The organism is Agromyces sp. GXS1127 (assembly GCF_050565425.1).
Lineage (GTDB): Bacteria > Actinomycetota > Actinomycetes > Actinomycetales > Microbacteriaceae > Agromyces.
Map to the genome: position 1 here is coordinate 369,084 of NZ_JBOCIG010000003.1, position 20,353 is coordinate 389,436.

The 20,353-nt window shown below is 72.6% G+C and carries 15 protein-coding genes; 10 read left to right on the forward strand and 5 right to left on the reverse strand.

What is annotated here, in order from left to right; all coding sequences use genetic code 11:
- Positions 1-33 precede the first annotated feature (33 nt).
- The gene (locus ACQ393_RS07160) at positions 34-1,800 is read left to right on the forward strand and encodes a proline--tRNA ligase (protein WP_430646136.1); all 1,767 of its coding nucleotides are present in this window, start codon (positions 34-36) and stop codon (positions 1,798-1,800) included.
- A gap of 68 nt (positions 1,801-1,868) precedes the next feature.
- Here the strand turns inward: ACQ393_RS07160 and ACQ393_RS07165 are convergent, their stop codons facing one another.
- Positions 1,869-2,675: a DUF1206 domain-containing protein gene (locus ACQ393_RS07165; protein WP_430646137.1), complete on the reverse strand. Its 807-nt coding sequence runs from the start codon at positions 2,673-2,675 to the stop codon at positions 1,869-1,871.
- Positions 2,676-2,910: 235 nt separating this feature from the next.
- On the opposite strand from ACQ393_RS07165, the gene ACQ393_RS07170 reads away from it, so the two are divergent.
- On the forward strand, positions 2,911-4,953 hold the full coding sequence (locus tag ACQ393_RS07170) for a PhoX family protein (protein WP_430646138.1): 2,043 nt from the start codon (positions 2,911-2,913) through the stop codon (positions 4,951-4,953).
- A 52-nt stretch (positions 4,954-5,005) separates the two neighbouring features.
- Here ACQ393_RS07170 and ACQ393_RS07175 read toward each other — a convergent pair whose 3' ends face one another.
- On the reverse strand, positions 5,006-5,434 hold the full coding sequence (locus ACQ393_RS07175; RefSeq protein ID WP_430646139.1) for a hypothetical protein: 429 nt from the start codon (positions 5,432-5,434) through the stop codon (positions 5,006-5,008).
- A 225-nt stretch (positions 5,435-5,659) separates the two neighbouring features.
- Between ACQ393_RS07175 and ACQ393_RS07180 the strand changes: the two genes are divergently transcribed.
- Positions 5,660-6,841, forward strand: a complete 1,182-nt coding sequence (locus tag ACQ393_RS07180; RefSeq protein WP_430646140.1) for a response regulator transcription factor — start codon at positions 5,660-5,662, stop codon at positions 6,839-6,841.
- Between the two features lie 120 nt (positions 6,842-6,961).
- Here the strand turns inward: ACQ393_RS07180 and ACQ393_RS07185 are convergent, their stop codons facing one another.
- Entirely contained in the window at positions 6,962-8,590 is a 1,629-nt protein-coding gene (locus ACQ393_RS07185; protein WP_430646141.1) for a flavin monoamine oxidase family protein, read from the reverse strand.
- A gap of 123 nt (positions 8,591-8,713) precedes the next feature.
- Between ACQ393_RS07185 and ACQ393_RS07190 the strand changes: the two genes are divergently transcribed.
- On the forward strand, positions 8,714-9,268 hold the full coding sequence (locus ACQ393_RS07190) for a helix-turn-helix domain-containing protein (RefSeq protein WP_430646142.1): 555 nt from the start codon (positions 8,714-8,716) through the stop codon (positions 9,266-9,268).
- Positions 9,269-9,295: 27 nt separating this feature from the next.
- On the opposite strand, the gene ACQ393_RS07195 is transcribed toward ACQ393_RS07190, so the two are convergent.
- Together ACQ393_RS07195 and ACQ393_RS07200 are read right to left on the reverse strand one after the other, a co-directional pair.
- Positions 9,296-10,801, reverse strand: a complete 1,506-nt coding sequence (locus tag ACQ393_RS07195; protein ID WP_430646143.1) for an alanine/glycine:cation symporter family protein — start codon at positions 10,799-10,801, stop codon at positions 9,296-9,298.
- 85 nt (positions 10,802-10,886) lie between these two features.
- Positions 10,887-12,011 carry a glycosyltransferase gene (locus tag ACQ393_RS07200; protein WP_430646144.1) on the reverse strand — a complete coding sequence of 375 codons (1,125 nt, stop codon included), beginning with the start codon at positions 12,009-12,011 and terminating at the stop codon, positions 10,887-10,889.
- Positions 12,012-12,184: 173 nt separating this feature from the next.
- Here ACQ393_RS07200 and nusA point away from each other — a divergent pair, with 173 nt between their 5' ends.
- The 6 genes from nusA to ACQ393_RS07230 all read left to right on the forward strand — a co-directional run bounded on the left by nusA (position 12,185) and on the right by ACQ393_RS07230 (position 20,348).
- Entirely contained in the window at positions 12,185-13,183 is a 999-nt protein-coding gene (gene nusA / locus ACQ393_RS07205) for a transcription termination factor NusA (RefSeq protein ID WP_430646145.1), read from the forward strand.
- A 57-nt stretch (positions 13,184-13,240) separates the two neighbouring features.
- Positions 13,241-13,486, forward strand: a complete 246-nt coding sequence (locus ACQ393_RS07210) for a YlxR family protein (RefSeq protein WP_430646146.1) — start codon at positions 13,241-13,243, stop codon at positions 13,484-13,486.
- An 88-nt stretch (positions 13,487-13,574) separates the two neighbouring features.
- Positions 13,575-16,361: a translation initiation factor IF-2 gene (infB, locus tag ACQ393_RS07215; protein WP_430646147.1), complete on the forward strand. Its 2,787-nt coding sequence runs from the start codon at positions 13,575-13,577 to the stop codon at positions 16,359-16,361.
- A 123-nt stretch (positions 16,362-16,484) separates the two neighbouring features.
- Positions 16,485-16,937: a 30S ribosome-binding factor RbfA gene (gene rbfA / locus ACQ393_RS07220; RefSeq protein WP_430646148.1), complete on the forward strand. Its 453-nt coding sequence runs from the start codon at positions 16,485-16,487 to the stop codon at positions 16,935-16,937.
- A 214-nt stretch (positions 16,938-17,151) separates the two neighbouring features.
- Entirely contained in the window at positions 17,152-18,951 is a 1,800-nt protein-coding gene (locus tag ACQ393_RS07225; protein WP_430646149.1) for an FAD-dependent oxidoreductase, read from the forward strand.
- Entirely contained in the window at positions 18,948-20,348 is a 1,401-nt protein-coding gene (locus tag ACQ393_RS07230; protein ID WP_430646150.1) for an adenylate/guanylate cyclase domain-containing protein, read from the forward strand. Before ACQ393_RS07225 ends, ACQ393_RS07230 begins: the two co-directional genes overlap by 4 nt.
- The last annotated feature ends 5 nt before the right edge of the window (positions 20,349-20,353 follow it).

Here is a 20,353-nt window from a genome sequence, read left to right on the forward strand (position 1 = left end):
GAGGCGGCATCCGCTCGTCAGTAGAATCTTCGGGTGCCCACACGCCTGACGAACTTCTTCCTCCGCACGCTCCGCGAAGACCCGGCCGACGCCGAGGTCGCGAGTCACAAGCTGCTGGTGCGCGCCGGCTACATCCGGCGTCAGGCGCCGGGCGTGTTCGCATGGCTCCCGCTCGGCCTCCGGGTGAAGGCGAAGATCGAGCGCGTCGTCCGCGAGGAGATGGAGCGGGCGGGCGCCCACGAGGTGCACTTCCCGGCGCTGCTGCCGCGTGAGCCCTACGAGCAGACGGGCCGCTGGACCGAGTACGGCGACGCGCTCTTCCGACTGAAGGACCGCAAGGACGCGGACTACCTGCTCGCGCCCACGCACGAGGAGGTCTTCACGCTGCTCGTGAAGGACCTCTACTCCTCGTACAAGGAGCTGCCGCTCACGATCTACCAGATCCAGGACAAGTACCGGGACGAGGCGCGACCCCGCGCCGGCCTCCTGCGCGGCCGCGAGTTCACCATGAAGGACGCCTACTCGTTCGACGTCTCCAACGCGGGACTCGATGCGAGCTACCAGGCGCAGCGCGACGCCTACGAGCGCATCTTCACCCGACTCGGCCTCGACTACGTCATCGTGCAGGCGGATGCCGGCGCCATGGGCGGCTCCAAGAGCGAGGAGTTCCTGCACCCCACGCCGGTCGGCGAGGACACGTTCGTCCGGTCGGCCGGCGGCTACGCGGCGAACGTCGAGGCGTTCACGACGGTCGCACCCGAGCCGATCCCGTTCGACGGGCTGCCGGCCGCCGAGATCCTCGACTCGCCGAACACCCCGACGATCGCGACCCTCGTCGACCTCGCGAACCTCGAGTACCCGCGCCCCGACGGCCGCGACTGGACCGCGGCCGACACGCTGAAGAACGTCGTGCTCGCACTCACGCACCCCGACCACTCCCGCGAGATCGTCGTCGTCGGCATCCCCGGCGACCGCGAGGTCGACGCGAAGCGCGTCGAGGTGGCCTTCGCACCCGCCGAGGTCGAGGCCGCGACCGAGGCGGACTTCGCGAAGCATCCCGGTCTCGTGAAGGGCTACATCGGACCGTGGTCGCCCGACGGCGCCGTGCTCGGCGCGGAATCGTCGACCGGGATCCGCTTCCTCGTCGACCCGCGCGTCGTCGACGGCACCGAGTGGATCACGGGCGCGAACCTCGACGAGAAGCACGTGTTCGGCCTCGTCGCCGGTCGCGACTTCGTGGCCGACGGCATCATCGAGGCGGCGAACGTGCGCGAGGGCGACCCGGCGCCGGATGGCTCGGGGCCGGTCGAGCTTGCTCGCGGCATGGAGATCGGCCACGTGTTCCAACTCGGCCGCAAGTACGCCGAGGCGCTCGGGCTCAAGGTGCTCGACGAGAACGGCAAGCTCGCAACCGTGACCATGGGCTCGTACGGCATCGGCGTGACGCGCATCCTCGCGATCATCGCGGAGCTGCACAATGACGACAAGGGCCTGGTCTGGCCCGAGTCCGTCGCGCCGTTCGACGTGCACGTGCTGGCGACGGGCAAGGACGCGGAGGCGTTCGAGGTCGCCGAGCGCATCGTCGCCGACCTCGAGGCCGCCCGGTTCGAGGTGCTCTTCGACGATCGGCCCAAGCTGTCGCCCGGCGTGAAGTTCGCCGACGCCGAGCTCATCGGCGTGCCGAAGATCGTGATCGCCGGCCGCGGTGTCGCCGACGGCGTCGTCGAGGTCTGGGACCGCGCGACGGGCGAGCGGACGAGCGTGCCGATCGACGGCGTTCGTGACGCGCTCGCGCGCTGACCGTTCCCGACACGGCGAGGGCCGGTGCGGATGTCCGCACCGGCCCTCGGCCGTCTCGCAGGATCGCGTCAGAGACGCGCGTACTTGGCTCGGGCGAAGCAGTACACGCCGTAGACGATGAGCCCGGCGCCGACGAGCCAGAGCAGGACCGTGCCGAACGGCAGGTCGGCGAGGCTCTTCAGCGCCGCGTCGAGCCCGCCCGCCTTCTCGGGGTCGTGGGTGAGGGAGGCGACGATCCAGAGCACGCCGACGACGCCGACCGCGATGCCCTTGGCGACGTAGCCGACGGTGCCGAGCGTGAGGACGCCCTTGCGCACCGGGTCGCCGGGGAGGGCGAGGTGCTTGGCGAAGCGCTGCGTCGCGCCGCGGTAGACGAACGCGATGCCGACGCCGAGGATGACGAGTCCGACGAGGACGAGGAGGAAGACCCCGCCGGGGGCCGCGAGGATCTGCGCGCTCAGGCTCTGCGAGGACTGGTCGGAGTTGGAGCGGCCGCCCAGCGCGTAGACGAGCGCCGTGATGCCGATCGAGATGTACGCGATCGCCGTCCCGACGTACTTGACGCGGTGGCCCCACTTCTTCTTCGTGTCGGGATCGCGCTCGAGGAAGGCCTCCGTGACCTGCCAGATCGCCAGCGCGAACAGGCCGATCGCGATGACCCAGAGCAGCAGGACGCCGAACGGCAGGCTCGCGAGCTGCTGCATGGCACCGCCCTGGTCCGCCTCGCCGCCCGCGCCCTGGGCGACGCCGATCGCGATACCGCCGATCACGATGTGGACGATGCCGAGCACGACGTATCCGATGCGTGCGGCGGCGCGGAATGCCTTCGAGTTCTGTGCCGCGTCGGCCGCGGCTCTGCCGGTATCGGTCATCATGCTCGCAGCGTAGCGATGCCGCGGCCTCGCGGGCGAGGCCCCCGTTCGCGCTTGCGCACGGCCGTCCCACGGTGGTATTCGCCTGCGCGGGCGGGCATGCCGGTTCGCGGATCGGTCGTCGCTCGTTCACCCGGCGGATGCCGGGTCGTCGGGCACGGGTCATCCCGCCCCGAGAGGCTCGGCGCGACCCTCCGGCCCGACGTGTGGGCCGCCGCGCATTGAACGAGGAGCATCCATGACCATCCCCGAACTCCGCCTGACCCCGGTGTCGCACGCGATCGGCAAGCGTTCGCCGGTGACCTGCCGGCTGAAGTGCGCCGACGCCTGCCTCGGCCCGGAGTGCAACACGTCCTCGAACGAGCACTTCCGCGACATCGCGTCGCAGGCGGTCTCGCGTCGCACGGCCCTCGGCCTCGGCGTGGCCGGCGCGCTCGGGCTCGTGTTCGGCGGCGCCGCCGGCGGCGGTTCCGTCAGCCCGGCGTTCGCGGCGAAGCCCGGCACCGCCGGACTCGAGTTCGACCCGATCGCCCCGGTCGGCCGCTTCGTGGACGACTTCACGGTGCCGGCCGGCTACCGGTGGCAGCCGATCATCCGCTGGGGCGACCCGCTGTTCTCGTCGGTGCCCTCGTTCGACTTCGAGCACCAGACCGCTGCCGCGCAGGCCGGCCGGTTCGGCTACAACAACGACTACCTCGACATCATCGCCGACCCGAGCGGCAAGACCGGCGTGCTCGTCACGAACCACGAGTACGTGAACCCCGAGCTGATGTTCGCGCCGACCACCGACCCCGACGAGCTTCGCGAGCGCAGTGAGATCTTCAAGGCCGCGATGGGCATGGCCGTCGTGGAGCTGGAGCGCGACCGCGTGGGCGCGCCGTGGCGCTACGTCGTCGACGGGAAGCGCAACCGCCGCGTGACGGTCGAGACCACGTTCGAGCTGACGGGCCCTGCGGCCGGCTCCGACCTCGTGAAGACCGCCGCCGACCCCGAGGGGCGATGGGTGAAGGGCACCCTCGGCAACTGCGCCGGCGGCACCACGCCGTGGGGCACGGTGCTCTCCGGCGAGGAGAACTTCAACGGCTACTTCGCCTGGGCGGCCGACACCGCCGAGCAGCGGCGCTACAGCAGTCGCTCCACGACCTCGACCGAGACGGGCTGGGAGCGCTACGACGCGCGCTTCGACGCGCACGACCCCGCCTTCGCCAACGAGCCGAACCGGTTCGGCTACATCGTCGAGATCGACCCGAGCGACCCGACGTCGACCCCGCTCAAGCACACCGCGATGGGCCGCTTCAAGCACGAGGGCGCCAACGTCACCATCGCCGATGACGGCCGCGTCGTGGCCTACATGGGCGATGACGAGCGCAACGACTACCTCTACAAGTTCGTCTCGAAGGGGCGGTACACCGCCGCCACGTCGACGAGTGCCCGCAAGCGGAACATGCGCCTGCTCAGCGAGGGTGACCTGTTCGTCGCAAGGTTCTCGGGCAACTCGCCCGCCGCCGAGATCACGGGCGCCGGCGACCTCCCGAGTGACGGCGCGTTCGACGGCACGGGCCAGTGGATCGCCCTCACCCGGAACGGCGAGAGCGTCGTGCCGGGCATGTCGACGGAGCAGGTCCTCGTCTACACCCGGCTCGCGGCCGACCTGATGGGCGCCACGAAGATGGACCGCCCCGAGGACGTCGAGCCGAGCCCTCTCACCGGCAAGGTCTACCTCGCACTCACGAACAACTCCAACCGCGGCATCACGGTGCCGGTGGACGAGACCAACCCGGTCACCGGCAACCGCTACGGCCACGTCGTCGAGCTCACGGAGACCTCCGGCCAGGCAGGGGAGACCTTCGGCTGGAGCATCCTGCTCCTGTGCGGCGACCCGGCGGTGACCGACCACACCTACTTCGCCGGCTTCCCGAGGGAGCTCGTCTCGCCGATCTCGTGCCCCGACAACGTCGCGTTCGACTCCGAGGGCAACCTCTGGATCTCGACCGACGGCCAGCCGAGCACGATCGGGTACAACGACGGCCTGTTCCGCGTCCCGCTCGAGGGTGACCAGCGCGGCAACGTCCAGCAGTTCCTCGCGGTCCCGCGCGAGGCCGAGACCTGCGGCCCGGTCATCCACGACCGCGAGGGCCTCGTGTTCGTCGCGGTCCAGCACCCCGGTGAGAACGGCGCCGTGGGCGCGCAGACCTCGCTGTTCCCCGACTACGTGCAGGAGCACGGCGGCGACACGGTCGCCGCGCCGCGGCCGTCGGTCGTGCAGGTCTGGCAGGGCTGAGCAGCCGAGAAGGGGCGGTGACGGGTGCCGCGGCATCCGTCACCGCCCTTCGTCATGCCGGGCGACGGCGGGGACGGGGAGCGCTGACGAGCGCGACCCCCACGGCGGCGATCACGGCGAACGCGGCGTCGGGCACCCAGGTGCCGAGCGCGGCGACGTGCCAGACGAAGAAGAGCGGGAACGCCCACAGGCCGGCGCGGACGACGCGGGAGTCGAGTCCGCCGATCGCCGCCGTGATTCCCAGGACGGACGCGAGAGCGCCGAAGGAGGCGATCAGCACGGTCGCCGCAGGCGCGAACGGATCGTCGGCGAAGAGCGTGGACAGCGCGATGACGCCGGAGAGCGCGAACAGGGCGATGAGGACGCCCTGTCCGATGCGGACCCGGAGGCCGTGCCGGGTGCGGCCGTCCGGGGCGGATGCCGCGGGCGCGGCCGGCTCGGCGACGGCGGTGCCGTCGAGGTCGATCGGGCGTCGGGACATGAGCGTGCTCCTCTCGGGTTGCCGCGTTCGCGCGGCGTGGCGGATGGTCGACCGGGCTCGCCCGGCATCGCCAGTACACCTCCGCGGGGCTCGCCGCGCACTGCGGCGGACCGTACGATCACCTGCGGTCGGCCGCAGGTCGGCCCATCGCCGCGCCGATGGTCCCGAATCCGGGGGCGCGCACGAGCCCGTCCGAACGACGCCGATCGGTGGCATACTGCGGGCATGCTGCGGATGACCTCGGGGGTGCGGGCGGTCGCGTCGAGCGCGATCGCCGCGGCCGCGGCGGCCATCGTGGTGATCGCGGCTCCGCTGCCGATCTCGGCGACCGGACCGACGCTCCTGGTGCCGGTCATGTTCGTGCTCGCGGGCCTGCTCGGACCGATCTGGCGCGGCAGCGCGTTCACGTGCGCGGCCGTCGCCGGTATCGGAGTGCTGCACCTCGTGGCGCTCGCCGCCTCGGCGCTCGCCCTCGGCGGCTTCGGCGTCGAGGGCGGCACGGGCCCGAGCGTCGCCTGGCACGTCGCTTCGCAGGTGCTGTTCGTCGCGGGGTTCGGCCTGCTCGTGCCGCTCGCCGCCGGCTACCCGGACGGTCCGGCGCCGCCCTGGTCGCTCGGCGTGCTCGGCGTCGGCGCACTGGTGCCGCTGCTGGCCTCCGTCGCAGGGCCGACGCCCGCGGTCCTCGACGGAGCGACACCGCTCGGACCGTTCGCTGGGCTCCTGCCCGAGTGGTTCGCGACGGCGAGCGCCGCTGTGTTCCTGCTGCCCGCTGCATCCGTCGTCGTCGGCCTCGTCCGGCTCGTGCGCGGCGACCGGGTCCTGCGACGCCGGCTGGCCTGGCCGCTCGTGTCGCTCGCCGCGATGGCCGGGGTCGTCGCGCTCGGGGCCGTGCTGCAGGACACCGCCGAGGGGCTCACGACCGCCCTGTTCCTCGTCTCGTCGCCGCTCGTGCCCGTCGGCCTCATCGCCGGGTCCCGGGTGGACCGCGGTGCCGACGCCGATGCGGACGCGCGTCGGCTGCGCCGCGAACTTCAGGCGATCGCCGCCCGCTTGGATGCCGCGTCGCGTGGCCTGCCGGGAGGCCCGCAGGGCGCCGGATCGTCGTCGCCCGAACCGGCAGCGCCGCTCGGCACGTCGGCGGCCGCCGACGATCGATCGGATGTCGCCCGGTCCGCGTCATCCGCCTCGGACCCGCGCCTCGACCGCCTCACCGACCGCGAGACCGCGGTGCTCGCGCTCATCGCGGCCGGTCGCAGCAACCCTGCGATCGCGGGCGAGCTGCACGTGTCGCTCTCCGCCGTCGAGAAGCACGTCAACGCGATCTTCCAGAAGCTCGACCTGCTGCCGGGTCCCGACACGCACCGCCGCGTCGCGGCGAGCCTGGCGTACCTGCGCGAACGGCGCTGACCGCGCGCCGTCCCGCAGGCGGCGAGCCGGCCGGCGGGCGGCCGCGGTCGTGACCGACGGTGCGGATGCCCGGTCACCGGCCCGCGTCGGGCGAGCGCCGGGCATCCGCATCGCACCGGATCACGCGAGCGCGACCGCCTTCGCCGCCCGCTCGCCCGACTCGACCGCGCCGTTGAGGAACCCGTAGTAGTACACGCTCGTGTGCTCGCCCGCGAAGTGGACGTTGCCCTCGGGCACTGCCGCCACGCCGAAGAGCTCGGTGTACTGCCCCGGGCGCTGGCACGTGTAGGCGCCCTTCGACCACGGGTTCGCCCACCAGAAGTCGCGGTAGGAGCGCCCGGTGTAGGCGGCGGTGACGCCGGGGAAGATCGGCTCCAGCTGCGCGAGGTAGGCGCTCACCTGCTCGGCCGGGGCGACGCCGAAGGGGTCGCCCTTCCACGCCGTGACCTGGTCGCCCGACGGGAAGAAGTTGAACACGCCGGCGGGCAGCGGCTGGTCGGCCGTGTCGTCCCAGCCGCACTGGAAGCCGTCCTTGTTGGTGTACGTCGCGCCGCCGTAGCCCTGCTCGACCCACGGCCGACGCGAGAGCTCGACGTGGATCTTCGAGTTCGCACCGAGTCCGACCTCTGCGATCGCGCGGCGCTTGAGCGCCGAGAAGCCCGACTGCGACAGGTCGCAGTCCTTCAGCGTCGTGAAGGGCAGCGCGAGGATCGCGCGGTCGGCGAGGACGTCGACCGTCGAGCGGCCCGAGCGGAAGCTCAGGCGGACCGTGCCGTCCGGACGCTGCGCGACGGCGACGAGCTCCCGGCCGTACTGCACGGTGCCGGCCGGGAGCTCCTCGATCATGCGCGAGACCAGCAGGTCGTTGCCGCCGCGGACCGAGTACTTCTCGTCGGCGCCGTTCACCGGCGACAGGCTGTTCTGCGCGTTCCAGCCGAGGAGGTAGACGAGGTTCAGCGCGGACTGCTCGTGCGGCTCGAGGCCGTACTCGGCCATGACGTTCGACTGCATGAGCTTCGCGAACGGGCTCGCGAGCCCGCCGGGGACCTTCTGCTCCAGCCATTCGTCGACGGTCATGCGGTCGAGCGCGATGCCCGCTGGGGTGTTCGAGTCGTAGGTCTGGCAGTACGGCGCGGACGCGAGGTCGGACTTGAAGGCCTGGTACACGGCGCCCCAGTCCTCGTTGGCGTCGTCGTAGGGGTAGTCGACGCCGTCGATCCAGTACTTGTCCTCCCACCCTCGGTAGCTGCCGCCGGCGACCACGTCGAGGCGCAGCCCGAGGTTCGATGCGAGGTTGCGGGTCGCGTTGTGGTCGGTGTTGATGAGGGCCCCGCCGTGCTCGACGACGAAGCCGTTCGAGAAGTGGTCGCGCAGCGACCAGCAGCGACCGCCGGCCCGCGTGTCCGCCTCGTACACCGTCGACGGGATGCCCTTGACGCGCCACAGCCAGTGCGCGGCCCGGACGCCGGCGAGACCGGCTCCGACGATCGCGATCCGGGGTGCCGCGGGCTTGGCCGCGCTCGTCGCCGCGTGGGCGGGGCCGGCCATCGCGAGCGCGGCGCCGGCGCCCAGCACGGCGCCCGAGCGCAGTAGGCCGCGGCGCGAGATGCCGGGTCCCTCGGGCGGACCATCGGCCGCTCGCCCGATCACGTCCCCGACGGGTACGCCCGTCCGGTCGGATTCGGCGTGGGCGCGGAGGATGCATCCGATCCGCGCCGAGGTGGGGGTGGTGCCCATTCGTCCTGCCATGATGAGAGCCTCGCGATCCGGTGAAGTGTGGGAGGAGTGCTGCTTAACATGTTGCGTAGTGCTATTGAGCACCAATCCATGCTCGGCGTCAACACCCGACCGGGCCGCAGGGGGTGATCGACCGTGGTCGATGAGGGCGTGGGCGAGCAGGTGCGCCGGTATCGCACGGCCAGGCGGATGTCGCAGCGCGCGCTCGGCGCGCAGGCCGGGGTGACGTCGGGGTTCCTGAGCCAGCTCGAGACCGGCCGCGCGAACGCGAGCGTCGCCACCCTGCGGCGCCTCGCGGACGCGCTCGGGGTGTCGCTCGGCGACCTCGTGGCGCCCGGCCCCGTGCCGGCGGGCCGCGTGGTCCGGGCGGGGAGCCGTCGCCGGCTCTCGGCGAGCGACGGCATGGTGAAGTGGTTCCTCACGGAGCCGCCGCACGGGCACGTCGAGATGTACGCCGTCACGATCGAGCCGGGCGGCTCGACCGGCCCGCGGCAATACCGGCACGGCGACGCCGAGGAGGTGATCCTCGTCACCGTCGGGAGCGTGACCGTCGAGCTCGACGACGAGGTCTACCGGCTCGCTGAGGGCGACAGCGTGGTGTTCCGCAGCAGCACGCCGCACCGGGTGTCGAACGCCGCGGGCGTCGTCGCCGAGCTCGTCTGGGTGAACTCGCCGCCGACGCCCGAGTGACCGGCGCGCGCTGGGCGCCTGCCCGCGCTATTCCTCGTGGTGCAGGTGGTCCCGGTGCTTGTCCGCCTGATGCCGCGCGACGCCCACGTCGATCGGGCCCGTGACCGAGCGCTCGTCGACCCAGCACTCGATGCCCGAGACATCCGGGAGCAGGTCGCGCGTGAACACCGGGTCGCGGCCCTGTCGGCGCTGGTGCGTGTAGTCGCGCAGCAGCCGGAACGCGATGCCCGAGAGCAGCGCGATCGCGATGAGGTTCACGAGCGCCATCAGGCCCATCACCCCGTCGGCGGTGTTCCAGACGAGGTCGGATGCCGCGACCGACCCGACGAAGATCGCCACGACGACGAGCGAACGGTACGTGGTCAGGAGCCACGGCTTGGGGGAGATGAACTCGATGTTGGACTCGCCGTAGTAGTAGTTGCCGAGGATCGAGCTGAACGCGAGCAGGAACACGACGATCGTGAGCAGGATGCTCGCCCACGGTCCGAGGTTCGCGACCATCGCATCCTGCGTGAGGCCGATGCCGCGCTCGGCGCCCGCGAGGTCGGGATTCGAGACCAGGATGATGAACGCCGTGATCGAGCAGACGAGGAAGGTGTCGAAGTAGACGCCGAGCGTCTGCACGAGTCCCTGCTTGACGGGGTGCGTGACCGCCGCGCTCGCGCCGGCGTTCGGCGCCGAGCCGAGGCCCGCCTCGTTGGAGAACATTCCGCGCTTGACGCCCGTGAGGATGATCGTGCCGAGCGTCGCGCCGACCACCTCGTTGAACCCGAAGGCCTCCGTGAAGATCGAGGCGAACACCTCGGGCAGCCGCGTGATGTTGAGCGCGACGATGATGAGGCCGACGAGCAGGTACAGCAGCGCCATGAGCGGCACGACCGCCTGCGTGACGTGCGCGATGCGGCGCACGCCGCCGAAGACGACGAGGCCGGTGAGCACGGCGAGCACGGCCCCGGCGACCCACGCGATCCACTCGCCGCCGCCGTCGGGCGCGACCGCCCCCGTCAGGGAGGCGCTGATCGTGTTCGCCTGGAGCGACGAGAAGGCGAACGGGAAGCACACGATGAGGATGACGGCGAACAGGATGCCGGCCCAGCGCGCCTTCAGGCCCCGCTCGATGTAGTACGCCGGTCCGCCGCGGAAGCCGTCCTTGTCGCGCACCTTGAAGAGCTGGCCGAGGCTCGACTCCACGAACGCCGAGGCGCCGCCGATGAAGGCCATGAGCCACATCCAGAAGATCGCGCCCGGCCCGCCGATGGCGATCGCCGTGCCGACGCCCGCGATGTTGCCCACGCCGACGCGCGAGGCCGCCGAGATCGTGAACGCCTGGAACGCCGAGACGGACTGCGGCTCGCCCGATTCGTCGCGCGGCGTCTTGTCGGTGAGGGTGCGGAACATCTCGGGGATGAGGCGGAACTGCACGACGCCGGAGCGCACCGTGAAGTAGAGGCCGAGCAGCACCACAACGGGCAGCACGATCCAGGTCCAGAGCGTGTCGCCCGCGGCGAGCACGAGGTCGTTGAGCCAGTCCATCCGACCAGCATGGCAGCCGAGGCGAGCGAACCTCGGGAAATCGGCGTGTCGGCGTGGTCGCCGCGCGGCCGCGGGCGCGGAGGGCTCAGGCGGCCGAGCGGTCGGCCCGGCGAGCGGTCACGAGGTGCTCGAGCGCCTCGGCGGCGGATGCCGCGGCATCCGTGGCCCGCAACCGCGCGCCGACCGCTCCGGCGCGCCGTCGGACCTCGTCGTCGGCGAGGAGGCCGGTGACGGCCGCCGCGATGCGCTCGGCGCGCGCGAAGCGGGGCAGCACCCGGCCGGCACCCGCGCGCTCGATGCTCTGCCCGATCGCGGGCTGGTCGAGCAGCGGATGCATCGGCAGCACCAGGACCGGGACGCCGTGCGCCAGAGCGCGGAACGTCGTCGAGTGCCCGCCGTGGCCGACCAGGAGGGAGGCGCGGCCGAAGAGCTCCCCGTGGTCGGCGCGGTCGCGCACCTCGACGTTCGACGGCACGCGCAGCGCGCGGTCGGGTGCGCGGCCGCCGAGGGTCACGACGGCGCGCACGGGCAGCGCGCCGAGCGCATCGGCGATCCGCTGGTACGCGTCGGTCTGGGCGGGGAACCACGTCGTCGACAGGCTCACCACGACGAGGGGCGGGCCCGGGTCCGGCCGCGCCGGCCTCCCGGACTCGATCGGTCCGACCCACGTCGCCTCCCCGGAGGCGGCCCCGCCCGACGAGGCGGGGTCGAGGCCGCCGTCCGAGACGACGAGCCGGAGGTCGGCTCGCCGCCACTCGGCGAGCGGGTCCGTTCCGCGCACGCGGGCAAGGGATCCGGCGGGTCCGCGGCGGTAGGCGCGCTCCCAGAAGGACAGGTAGGTGTGGAAGAGCGCCACGCTCGGCACGCCCGTCATGCGGGCGGCGCGCAGCGCCGTCGGCATGAGGCAGTCGACCACGGCGAGGTCCTGATCCGCGAGCAGGAGCGCGGCCTCGCGTTCGAGCGCGGCGTCGGACGCGAGCCGGCCGGCCTCGTGTGCTGCGCGCGTCATGCTGCGCGAACCGCTCGAGTCCCAGAACCCGATCGACTCGAGGGGACGGAACCGGTGGCCCGCCGTCCTCACGCGATCGTCCTGCCGCCGATGGCCGAGCACGGTCACGGCGTGGCCGCGGCGGGCGAGCTCGTCGGCGAGCCGCAGTGCGGGCGGCACGTTCCCGCCCGCGTCCACGGTGACGATCGAGATGTCGGACATGCGCGTCCCTTCCGAGGCCGGCGAGTCCGGCCATGACACCGGAATGCGCGAGGGCTGTCAACGGGTGGCCGGGCGGGGTCGGGTGCGAATGACGGCGGGTCGCGCCATCCGCTACGCTTGAGTGTTCCGCCCGGGAGGGGAGGCGGACTGAGAGCTGAATAGAGGAGGCCGGAATGGACATCGACCTCAGCGTGCTCCGCATGATGGAGCGCGAGAAGGAGATCCCGTTCGACGAACTGGTGCAGATCATCGAGCAGGCGATCCTGATGGCCTACCTCAAGCACACCAACCCCGCCCAGCACGGGCACGCGAACCCGAAGGGCGCCCGCGCGCACCTCGACCGCAAGACCGGGCACGTGTCGATCTACGTGCCCGAGCACGACGAGGAGGGGAACGTCATCGGCGAGGCCGAGGACTCCCCGAGCGACTTCGGCCGGATCGCGGCGTTCGCCGCGAAGCAGGTCATCAACCAGCGACTGCGCGACATCGCGGACGACGCGGTGCTCGGCGAGTTCCGCGGTCGCGAGGGCGACATCGTGGCGGGCGTCATCCAGCAGGGCCCGAACCCCCGGATGGTGCACATCGACCTCGGCACGGTCGAGGCGATCCTTCCGCCCGAGGAGCAGGTCCCGGGCGAGGAGTACCCGCACGGCCAGCGCATCCGCGTCTACGTCACGAGCGTGGCGAAGGGGCCGAAGGGGCCGTCGATCACGGTATCGCGCACGCACCCCGCGCTCGTCCGGAAGCTGTTCGCGCTCGAGGTCCCCGAGATCGCCTCGGGCGTCGTCGAGATCGTCTCGCTCGCCCGCGAGGCCGGTCACCGCACGAAGATCGCGGTCCGCGCCAACCAGCCGGGCGTCAACGCGAAGGGCGCCTGCATCGGCGAGCTCGGCCAGCGCGTGCGCGCCGTGACCGCCGAGCTGGGCAGCGAGAAGATCGACATCGTCGACTGGAACGAGGACCTCTCGACGTTCGTCGCGTCGGCGCTGTCGCCGGCCAAGGTCACCAGCGCCTACGTGATCGACGAGGGCACCCGCGCCGTGCGCGCGCTCGTCCCCGACTACCAGCTGTCGCTCGCGATCGGCAAGGAGGGCCAGAACGCCCGGCTCGCCGCCAAGCTGACGGGTGCGAAGATCGACATCCAGCCGGACTCGATCCTCGACCAGGCGTGACGCGCTCCGACCGGGGCCGGAGCGGCGGTCGGAGGACGTCCAGCTCGGAGGTGTAGGATGGAACCCGTCAGAACGTGCATCGGATGCCGTTCGCGCGCCCCGCGGTCCTCGCTTCTGAGAGTCGTCGCCCAACACACCAGCGTCGTCGCCGACACGTCGGCGGTGCTTCCCGGGCGTGGCGCGTGGCTCCATCCGACGCTCGAGTGCTTCCGACTCGCCCAGCGACGGCGCGCCTTCGGGCGCGCACTTCGCGTGAGCGGCGAGCTGGACACATCCGATGTAGAGAACAGGCTGAACGGCTAATGGACAACTCATGAGCGGCTCGAAATGAGACCCGTCCGCCATTGATGGTCCGCCCCTGTCCCGGGGTCGGACCCGGAACAGGAGAGAAGTGGCTGCCAAACCACGCGTACACGAGATCGCCAGCGAGCTCGGCGTCGACAGCAAGGTCGCGCTCGAGAAGCTGAAGGAGATGGGCGAATACGTCAAGGGCCCGTCGTCCTCGATCGAACCCCCCGTCGCACGTCGACTCCGCGCCGCCCTCGAGGGCGCCGCGGCGAGCAAGCCCGCGGCGGCGCCGAAGCCCGCTGCGGCGAAGCCCGGCCCCAAGCCCGCGCCGAAGCCCGCGGCCGCGCCGCAGGCCGACGCTCCGATGAGCGTCGCCGAGCGCCAGGCCGAGGCCGAGAAGAAGGCCGCGGCGGCCGCCGCCGAGAAGGCCGCGTCCGCGCCGGCCGCGCCGGCCGCGCCCGCGGAGGCTCCCGCCTCGTCCGCGCCGCGTCCCGGCGGCGGGCCCAAGCCCGGCGCCCCGAAGCCCGCGGCCGACGTCGCGCGCCCCGGCGCGCCGAAGCCGGGCCAGAGCGCCCCGCGCCCGGGCGGTCCCCGACCCGGCGCACCCCGCCCCGGCAACAACCCCTACTCGAGCTCGCAGGGCATGGGCCAGCGTCCGAGCCAGCCGCGTCCGGGCAACAACCCGTTCTCGAGCTCGCAGGGCATGGGCCAGCGCCCGACCCCCGGCAACATCCCGCGGCCCCAGCCCCCGCGCCCCGGTTCGCCGCGCCCCGGCGCGCCGCGTCCCGGCGGTGCCGGCGGCGGTCGCCCCGGCGGCTTCCAGCGCCCCGGCGGCGGCGGCCAGCGTCCCGGCGGCGGCGCCGGCGGCGGCTTCCGTCCTGGCGGCGCGCCCGGCGGCGGCTTCGGCGGCCCGCGTCCCGCGGGCGGCGGCGGTCGCGGTCGCGGCCCCGGCGGCGGCACGGCGGGTGCGTTCGGTCGCGGCGGCGGCAAGAGCAAGGCGCGCAAGTCGAAGCGGACGAAGCGGCAGGAATTCGAGATGCGGGAGGCCCCGTCGCTCGGCGGCGTGAGCGTCCCGCGCGGCGACGGCAACACCGTCATCCGACTGCGCCGCGGCGCCTCGATCTCCGACTTCGCCGACAAGATCGACGCGAACCCCGGTTCGCTCGTCACGGTGCTGTTCCACCTCGGTGAGATGGCGACCGCGACGGAGTCGCTCGACGAGGCCACCTTCGAGGTGCTCGGCGCTGAGCTCGGCTACAAGATCCAGGTCGTGTCCCCGGAGGACGAGGACAAGGAGCTCCTCGAGGGCTTCGACATCGACCTCGACGCCGAAGAGGCCGAGGAGTCCGACGAGGACCTGCAGGCGCGTCCGCCGGTCGTGACCGTCATGGGTCACGTCGACCACGGCAAGACGCGACTGCTCGACGCCATCCGCAACGCGAACGTCGTCGCGGGCGAGGCCGGCGGCATCACCCAGCACATCGGTGCGTACCAGGTGCACACCGAGCACGAGGGGCTGGACCGCGCGATCACCTTCATCGACACCCCGGGTCACGAGGCGTTCACCGCCATGCGTGCCCGTGGTGCCCAGGTGACCGACATCGCGATCCTCGTGGTCGCGGCCGACGACGGCATCATGCCGCAGACGGTCGAGGCGCTGAACCACGCGCAGTCGGCGAACGTGCCGATCGTGGTCGCGGTGAACAAGATCGACAAGCCCGACGCCAACCCGGCGAAGGTCCGCCAGCAGCTCACCGAGTTCGGTCTCGTGGCCGAGGAGTACGGCGGCGACGTCATGTTCGTCGACGTGTCGGCTCGCGAGAACATCGGCATCCAGGAGCTGCTCGACGCGGTGCTCCTCACCGCCGACGCCGGACTCGACCTGCGTGCCAACCCCGACAAGGACGCGCGCGGCGTGGCCATCGAGGCCAAGCTCGACAAGGGTCGCGGCGCCGTGGCGACCGTGCTCATCCAGTCGGGCACGCTGAAGGTCGGCGACGCGATCGTCGCGGGCACGGCCTACGGCCGCGTCCGCGCGATGAGCGACGAGAACGGCGAGCCCGTGACCGCCGCGACGCCGTCGCGACCGGTCCAGGTGCAGGGCCTCTCGAGCGTCCCGCGCGCCGGCGACACCTTCCTCGTCACCGAGGAGGACCGCACGGCCCGTCAGATCGCAGAGAAGCGCGAGGCCGCCGAGCGGAACGCCCAGCTGGCCAAGGCCCGCAAGCGCATCTCGCTCGAGGACTTCACGCGGGCCCTCGAGGAGGGCAAGGTCGAGGCGCTCAACCTCATCATCAAGGGCGACGTGTCGGGTGCCGTCGAGGCGCTCGAGGAGTCCCTGATGAAGATCGAGGTCGACGACTCGGTCCAGCTGCGCATCCTCCACCGCGGCGTGGGTGCCGTCACCGAGAGCGACATCGACCTGGCGACGATCGACAACGCGATCGTGATCGGGTTCAACGTCCGCCCCGACGTGAAGGCGCGCGAGCGCGCCGCCCGCGAGGGCGTCGACGTGCGCTTCTACAACGTCATCTACAACGCGATCGACGACATCGAGAACTCGCTCAAGGGCATGCTCAAGCCCGAGTTCGAAGAGGTGCAGTCGGGTGTGGCCGAGATCCGCGAGGTGTTCCGCTCCTCGAAGTTCGGCAACATCGCCGGTGTCATCGTGCGGTCGGGAACGATCACGCGCAACGCCAAGGCGCGCGTCATCCGCGACGGCGTCGTGGTCGGCGACAACCTGGCCATCGAGTCGCTCCGTCGGTTCAAGGACGACGTCACCGAGGTCCGCACGGACTTCGAGGCGGGCATCGGCCTCGGCAAGTACAACGACATCCAGGTCGGCGACGAGATCGAGACCATCGAGATGCGCGAGAAGCCGCGGGCCTAGGCCCCCGGTGCGGGGCCCCGTTCGTCGGACGAGCGGGGCCCCGACCCATCCACCAGAACGGAACACCGCCCCGCGGGGGCCGCAGTCGCGGCATCCGCGGCGGAACGGAAAGGCAGGGCCATCATGGCCGATCCGCAGCGGGCCAGGAAGCTGGCCGACCGCATCAAGGAGATCGTCGCGCGTCGCCTCGACAAGGGCCTGCGCGACCCCCGCCTCGGGTTCGTCACCATCACCGACGTGCGCGTGACGGGCGACCTGCAGCACGCGAGCATCTTCTACACGGTGTACGGCACCGACGAGGAGCGCCGCGACTCGGCGCTCGCCCTGAAGGCCGCCACCGGGATGCTGCGGAGCGAGGTCGGGCGCAACATCACCGCCCGGCTGACGCCGACCCTCGAGTTCATCGCCGACGCGATCCCCGAGAACGCGCAGCACATCGAGGACCTCCTCCGCGAGGCACGCGAGCGCGACGCCGAGACCACGGCCGTCGCGGCGTCCGCCCAGTACGCCGGTGACGCCGACCCGTACGTCAAGCCGCGCGAGCTCGATGAGGACGAGGAGTCCGAGTCGGCCTGATCCGGGTCCCGGCTCGAGCGTGTCGGCTGAGGTGCTCCGGCCCGGCCGGCCGGAACGGCAGCGGATGCCCCGGGGCATCCGCTCGCCCGAACCGCGCGCGACCGGCCCGTCGGCCCTGTCCGGCCGGAGGAGCGGGCGGTACACTGCGGGCGTCGGCGTTGCCCGGTCGATGACCCGGTGGGGTGACCGCCGCGCGCCGACGGGAGGAGAGCGCATGTCGACGCCACGGCCGGTCATCCTCGTGGTCGCGCGCGAACCCGGCGCGCGAACCTCCGTCGTCACGGAGCTCGAGCGCCGTTACCGCGTCGACTACGAGGTCGTCGCCGCGCACGACGAGCAGGAGGCCGCCGAGCGCATCGAGGCACTCGCCGACGAGGGCGGCCAGCTCGCGCTGATCCTCGCGGACCGAGCGGGCGACCTCGACGGGCGGACCGTGTTCTCGCGCGCTCGGCGCCGGTTCCCCGACGTGCGGCGCGGACGCCTCATCGAGTGGGGCCAATGGGGCGACGCAGCCGTCCGCGAGGAGATCCTGTCGCTCATGGCCGCCGCCGAGCTCGAGTACTACGTCATCCGGCCGTGGCACTCGCCCGACGAGTACTTCCACCGCACGATCACCGAGTTCCTGCTCGAGTGGGAGCGCTCGATCGGCCTGCGACCACGGGAGGTCGCGGTGATCGGACGGGCGGGGATGCCGCGCACGCACGAGCTCCGGAGCCTGCTCGCGCGGGGCGGCATCCCGCACGAGTGGCTCGAGCCCGGGTCGGACGCCGCGCGCGAGCGACTGTTCGCGGTCGGCGTGGAGGAGGAGTTGCCGGACGTCCCGGTCGTGCTGCTCCTCGACGGCCGGGTGCTCCTCGACCCGGGCAACGCGGAGCTGGCGGCCGCGTACGGCCTCACGACGACCCTCGACGGCGAGGCCGACGTGGTGGTGGTCGGCGCCGGACCGGGCGGCCTTGCCGCGGCGGTGTACGCGGCATCCGAAGGGCTCGACGTCCTCGTCGTCGAGCGGGAGTCGATCGGCGGGCAGGCGGGCTCGAGCTCCCTGATCCGCAACTACCTCGGCTTCTCGCGCGGCATCTCCGGCTCCGAGCTCGCGCAGCGGGCCTACCAGCAGGCGTGGGTGTTCGGCGCGCGCTTCGCGCACGCGCGCGAGGCCGTCGGCATCGAACGCGACGGCGACGGCTTCCGCGTGCGCGTGGCGCCGGAGGACTGCATCCGATGCTCGTCCATCGTCCTGGCCACGGGCGTGTCGTACCGTCGCCTCGAGGTGGAGGAGCTGAAGCCGTTCGAGGGCGCCGGTGTCTACTACGGCGCGTCGGCGATCGAGGCGCAGGGCATGGCCGGGCGCCATGTGACGATCATCGGCGGCGGCAACTCCGCCGGCCAGGCCGCCCTGCACCTGGCACGGTACGCGGCATCCGTCACCGTGCTCGTGCGCGGCTCGGGCCTCGCCGCCAGCATGTCGCAGTACCTGATCGACCAGCTCGACGCGCAGGGGGTCGCGGTGCGGACACGCGCCGAGGTCGTCGGCGGCGGCGGCAACGGCGTGCTCGAGCGCATCCGCGTGCGCGATCGCGACACCGGGGAGGAGCGGGACGTGGAGTGCGGCGGGCTCTTCGTCCTGATCGGCGCGGCGCCGCGCACCGAGTGGCTGCCGCCCGAGATCCTGCGCGACCGCTGGGGGTACGTGCTCACCGGGCCCGAGGTCGTCGCCGAGGGCGAGCGGGCGAACTGGCCGCTCGAGCGCGAGCCGTTCCCGCACGAGACGAGCGTGCCCGGCGTGTTCGCCGTGGGCGACGCGCGCCGCGGCTCGATCAAGCGCGTGGCGTCGGCGGTCGGCGAGGGGTCGGTCGTGGTGTCCTCCGTGCACCGGCGGCTCGCGGAGGTCGAGACGGGAACGGAGGAGCCGGCGTCGGCGGCGACGCTCGGGGTCGGGCCGACGTCGGACGCTCGGGCGGAGGCCGGCGCCGCGTCGGCGACCGTTCCCCGGGGCGCGGAGGCGCCGACGTCGTGACCGGGCTCGCGTCCGGCACCGGTCCGGCGGCACCGCCGCCGACCCGCGGGCGCATCGCGTGGTCGATCATCCTGCTCGCGATCCCGCTCGCCGGGCTCGCCCTGCTCATCGCGCGACCCGCGCTCGACCTGGAGTGGGAACACCAGCCGACGCACTTCTGGCTGGTGCTCGCGGCCGGTGCCATCAACGCCGCGCTGGCGTGGGCGGTGGCCGCCGCCGCACGGTTGCGGCGCGACGCCCGCCTCGTGCTCGTGTCGCTGTCGTTCCTCGCCGCCGCCGGCTTCCTCGCACTGCACGCGCTCGCGACGCCCGGCGTGCTGCTCTCGGGCAGCAACACCGGCTTCCAGCTGGCCACGCCCGTCGGCCTCACGGTCGCGGCGGTGTTCGCCGCGTGGTCCAGCGCCGACCTCGACGGGGACCACGGCGCCCGGGTACTGCGACTCGCACCCTGGCTCGTGGCCGGCCTCGTGGCGGCGATGGTGCTGTGGGGCGCGGTGTCGCTGCTCGAGGTCGGGCCGCTCGCGGCGGCGCCGCCCGAGCGGATGACGATCCCGTTCGTGCTCCTCGCGATCGTGGGCCTCGGCTGCTATGCCGTCGCGGTCGTCAGGTACCTGCGGATGCCGCGGCACGCCGCCTCGCCGCTGCCGCTCGCATTCGCGTCGGCGTTCACGCTCCTCGCCGAGGCCGAGATCGCCGTGGTCTTCGGCCGCAACTGGCACCTCTCGTGGTGGGAGTGGCACGTGCTCATGCTCGCGGCGTTCGTCGTGATCGTCGTCGCGGCGCAGCGGTCCTGGCGGGAGGAGCGCTGGGCGGGGCTCTACACGCGCGACACCGCGGCGGGCGAGCGCGAGGTGTCGGTGCTCTTCGCCGACCTCGCGGGCTTCACGCACTTCTCGGAGGGCCACGATCCCGCCGAGGTCACGGCGACCCTCAACGCCTACTTCACCGACGTGATCCCGCCGCTCGTGGAGCGCTTCTCGGGTCGCGTCGACCGGTTGATCGGCGACGCCGTCATGGTCGTGTTCGAGGATGCCGCGAGCGAGGCGCCGCACGCCCGGCGCGCGGCGGGCGCCGCGCTCGCGCTGCAGCAGGCGGCGGCGTCGGTGCAGGCCGAGCACCCCGACTGGCCACGCTTCCGCGTCGGCGTGAACTCGGGCGTGGCGAACGTCGGGATCCTCGGCACGGGCGGCGGCCGCACCTACACGGTCATCGGCGACACCGTGAACGTCGCGTCGCGGCTCGAGGGGTCGGCGCCGGTCGGCGGGGTCGCGATCGGCGCCGGCACGGCGCAGCGGCTCGGCGGGTCGGCGACCCTGCGGCCGCTCGGCGCCCTGCAGGTGAAGGGGCGGCAGGCGCCCGTCGAGGCGTACGAGCTCGTCGGCCTCGACGAGGCGTAGGCCCG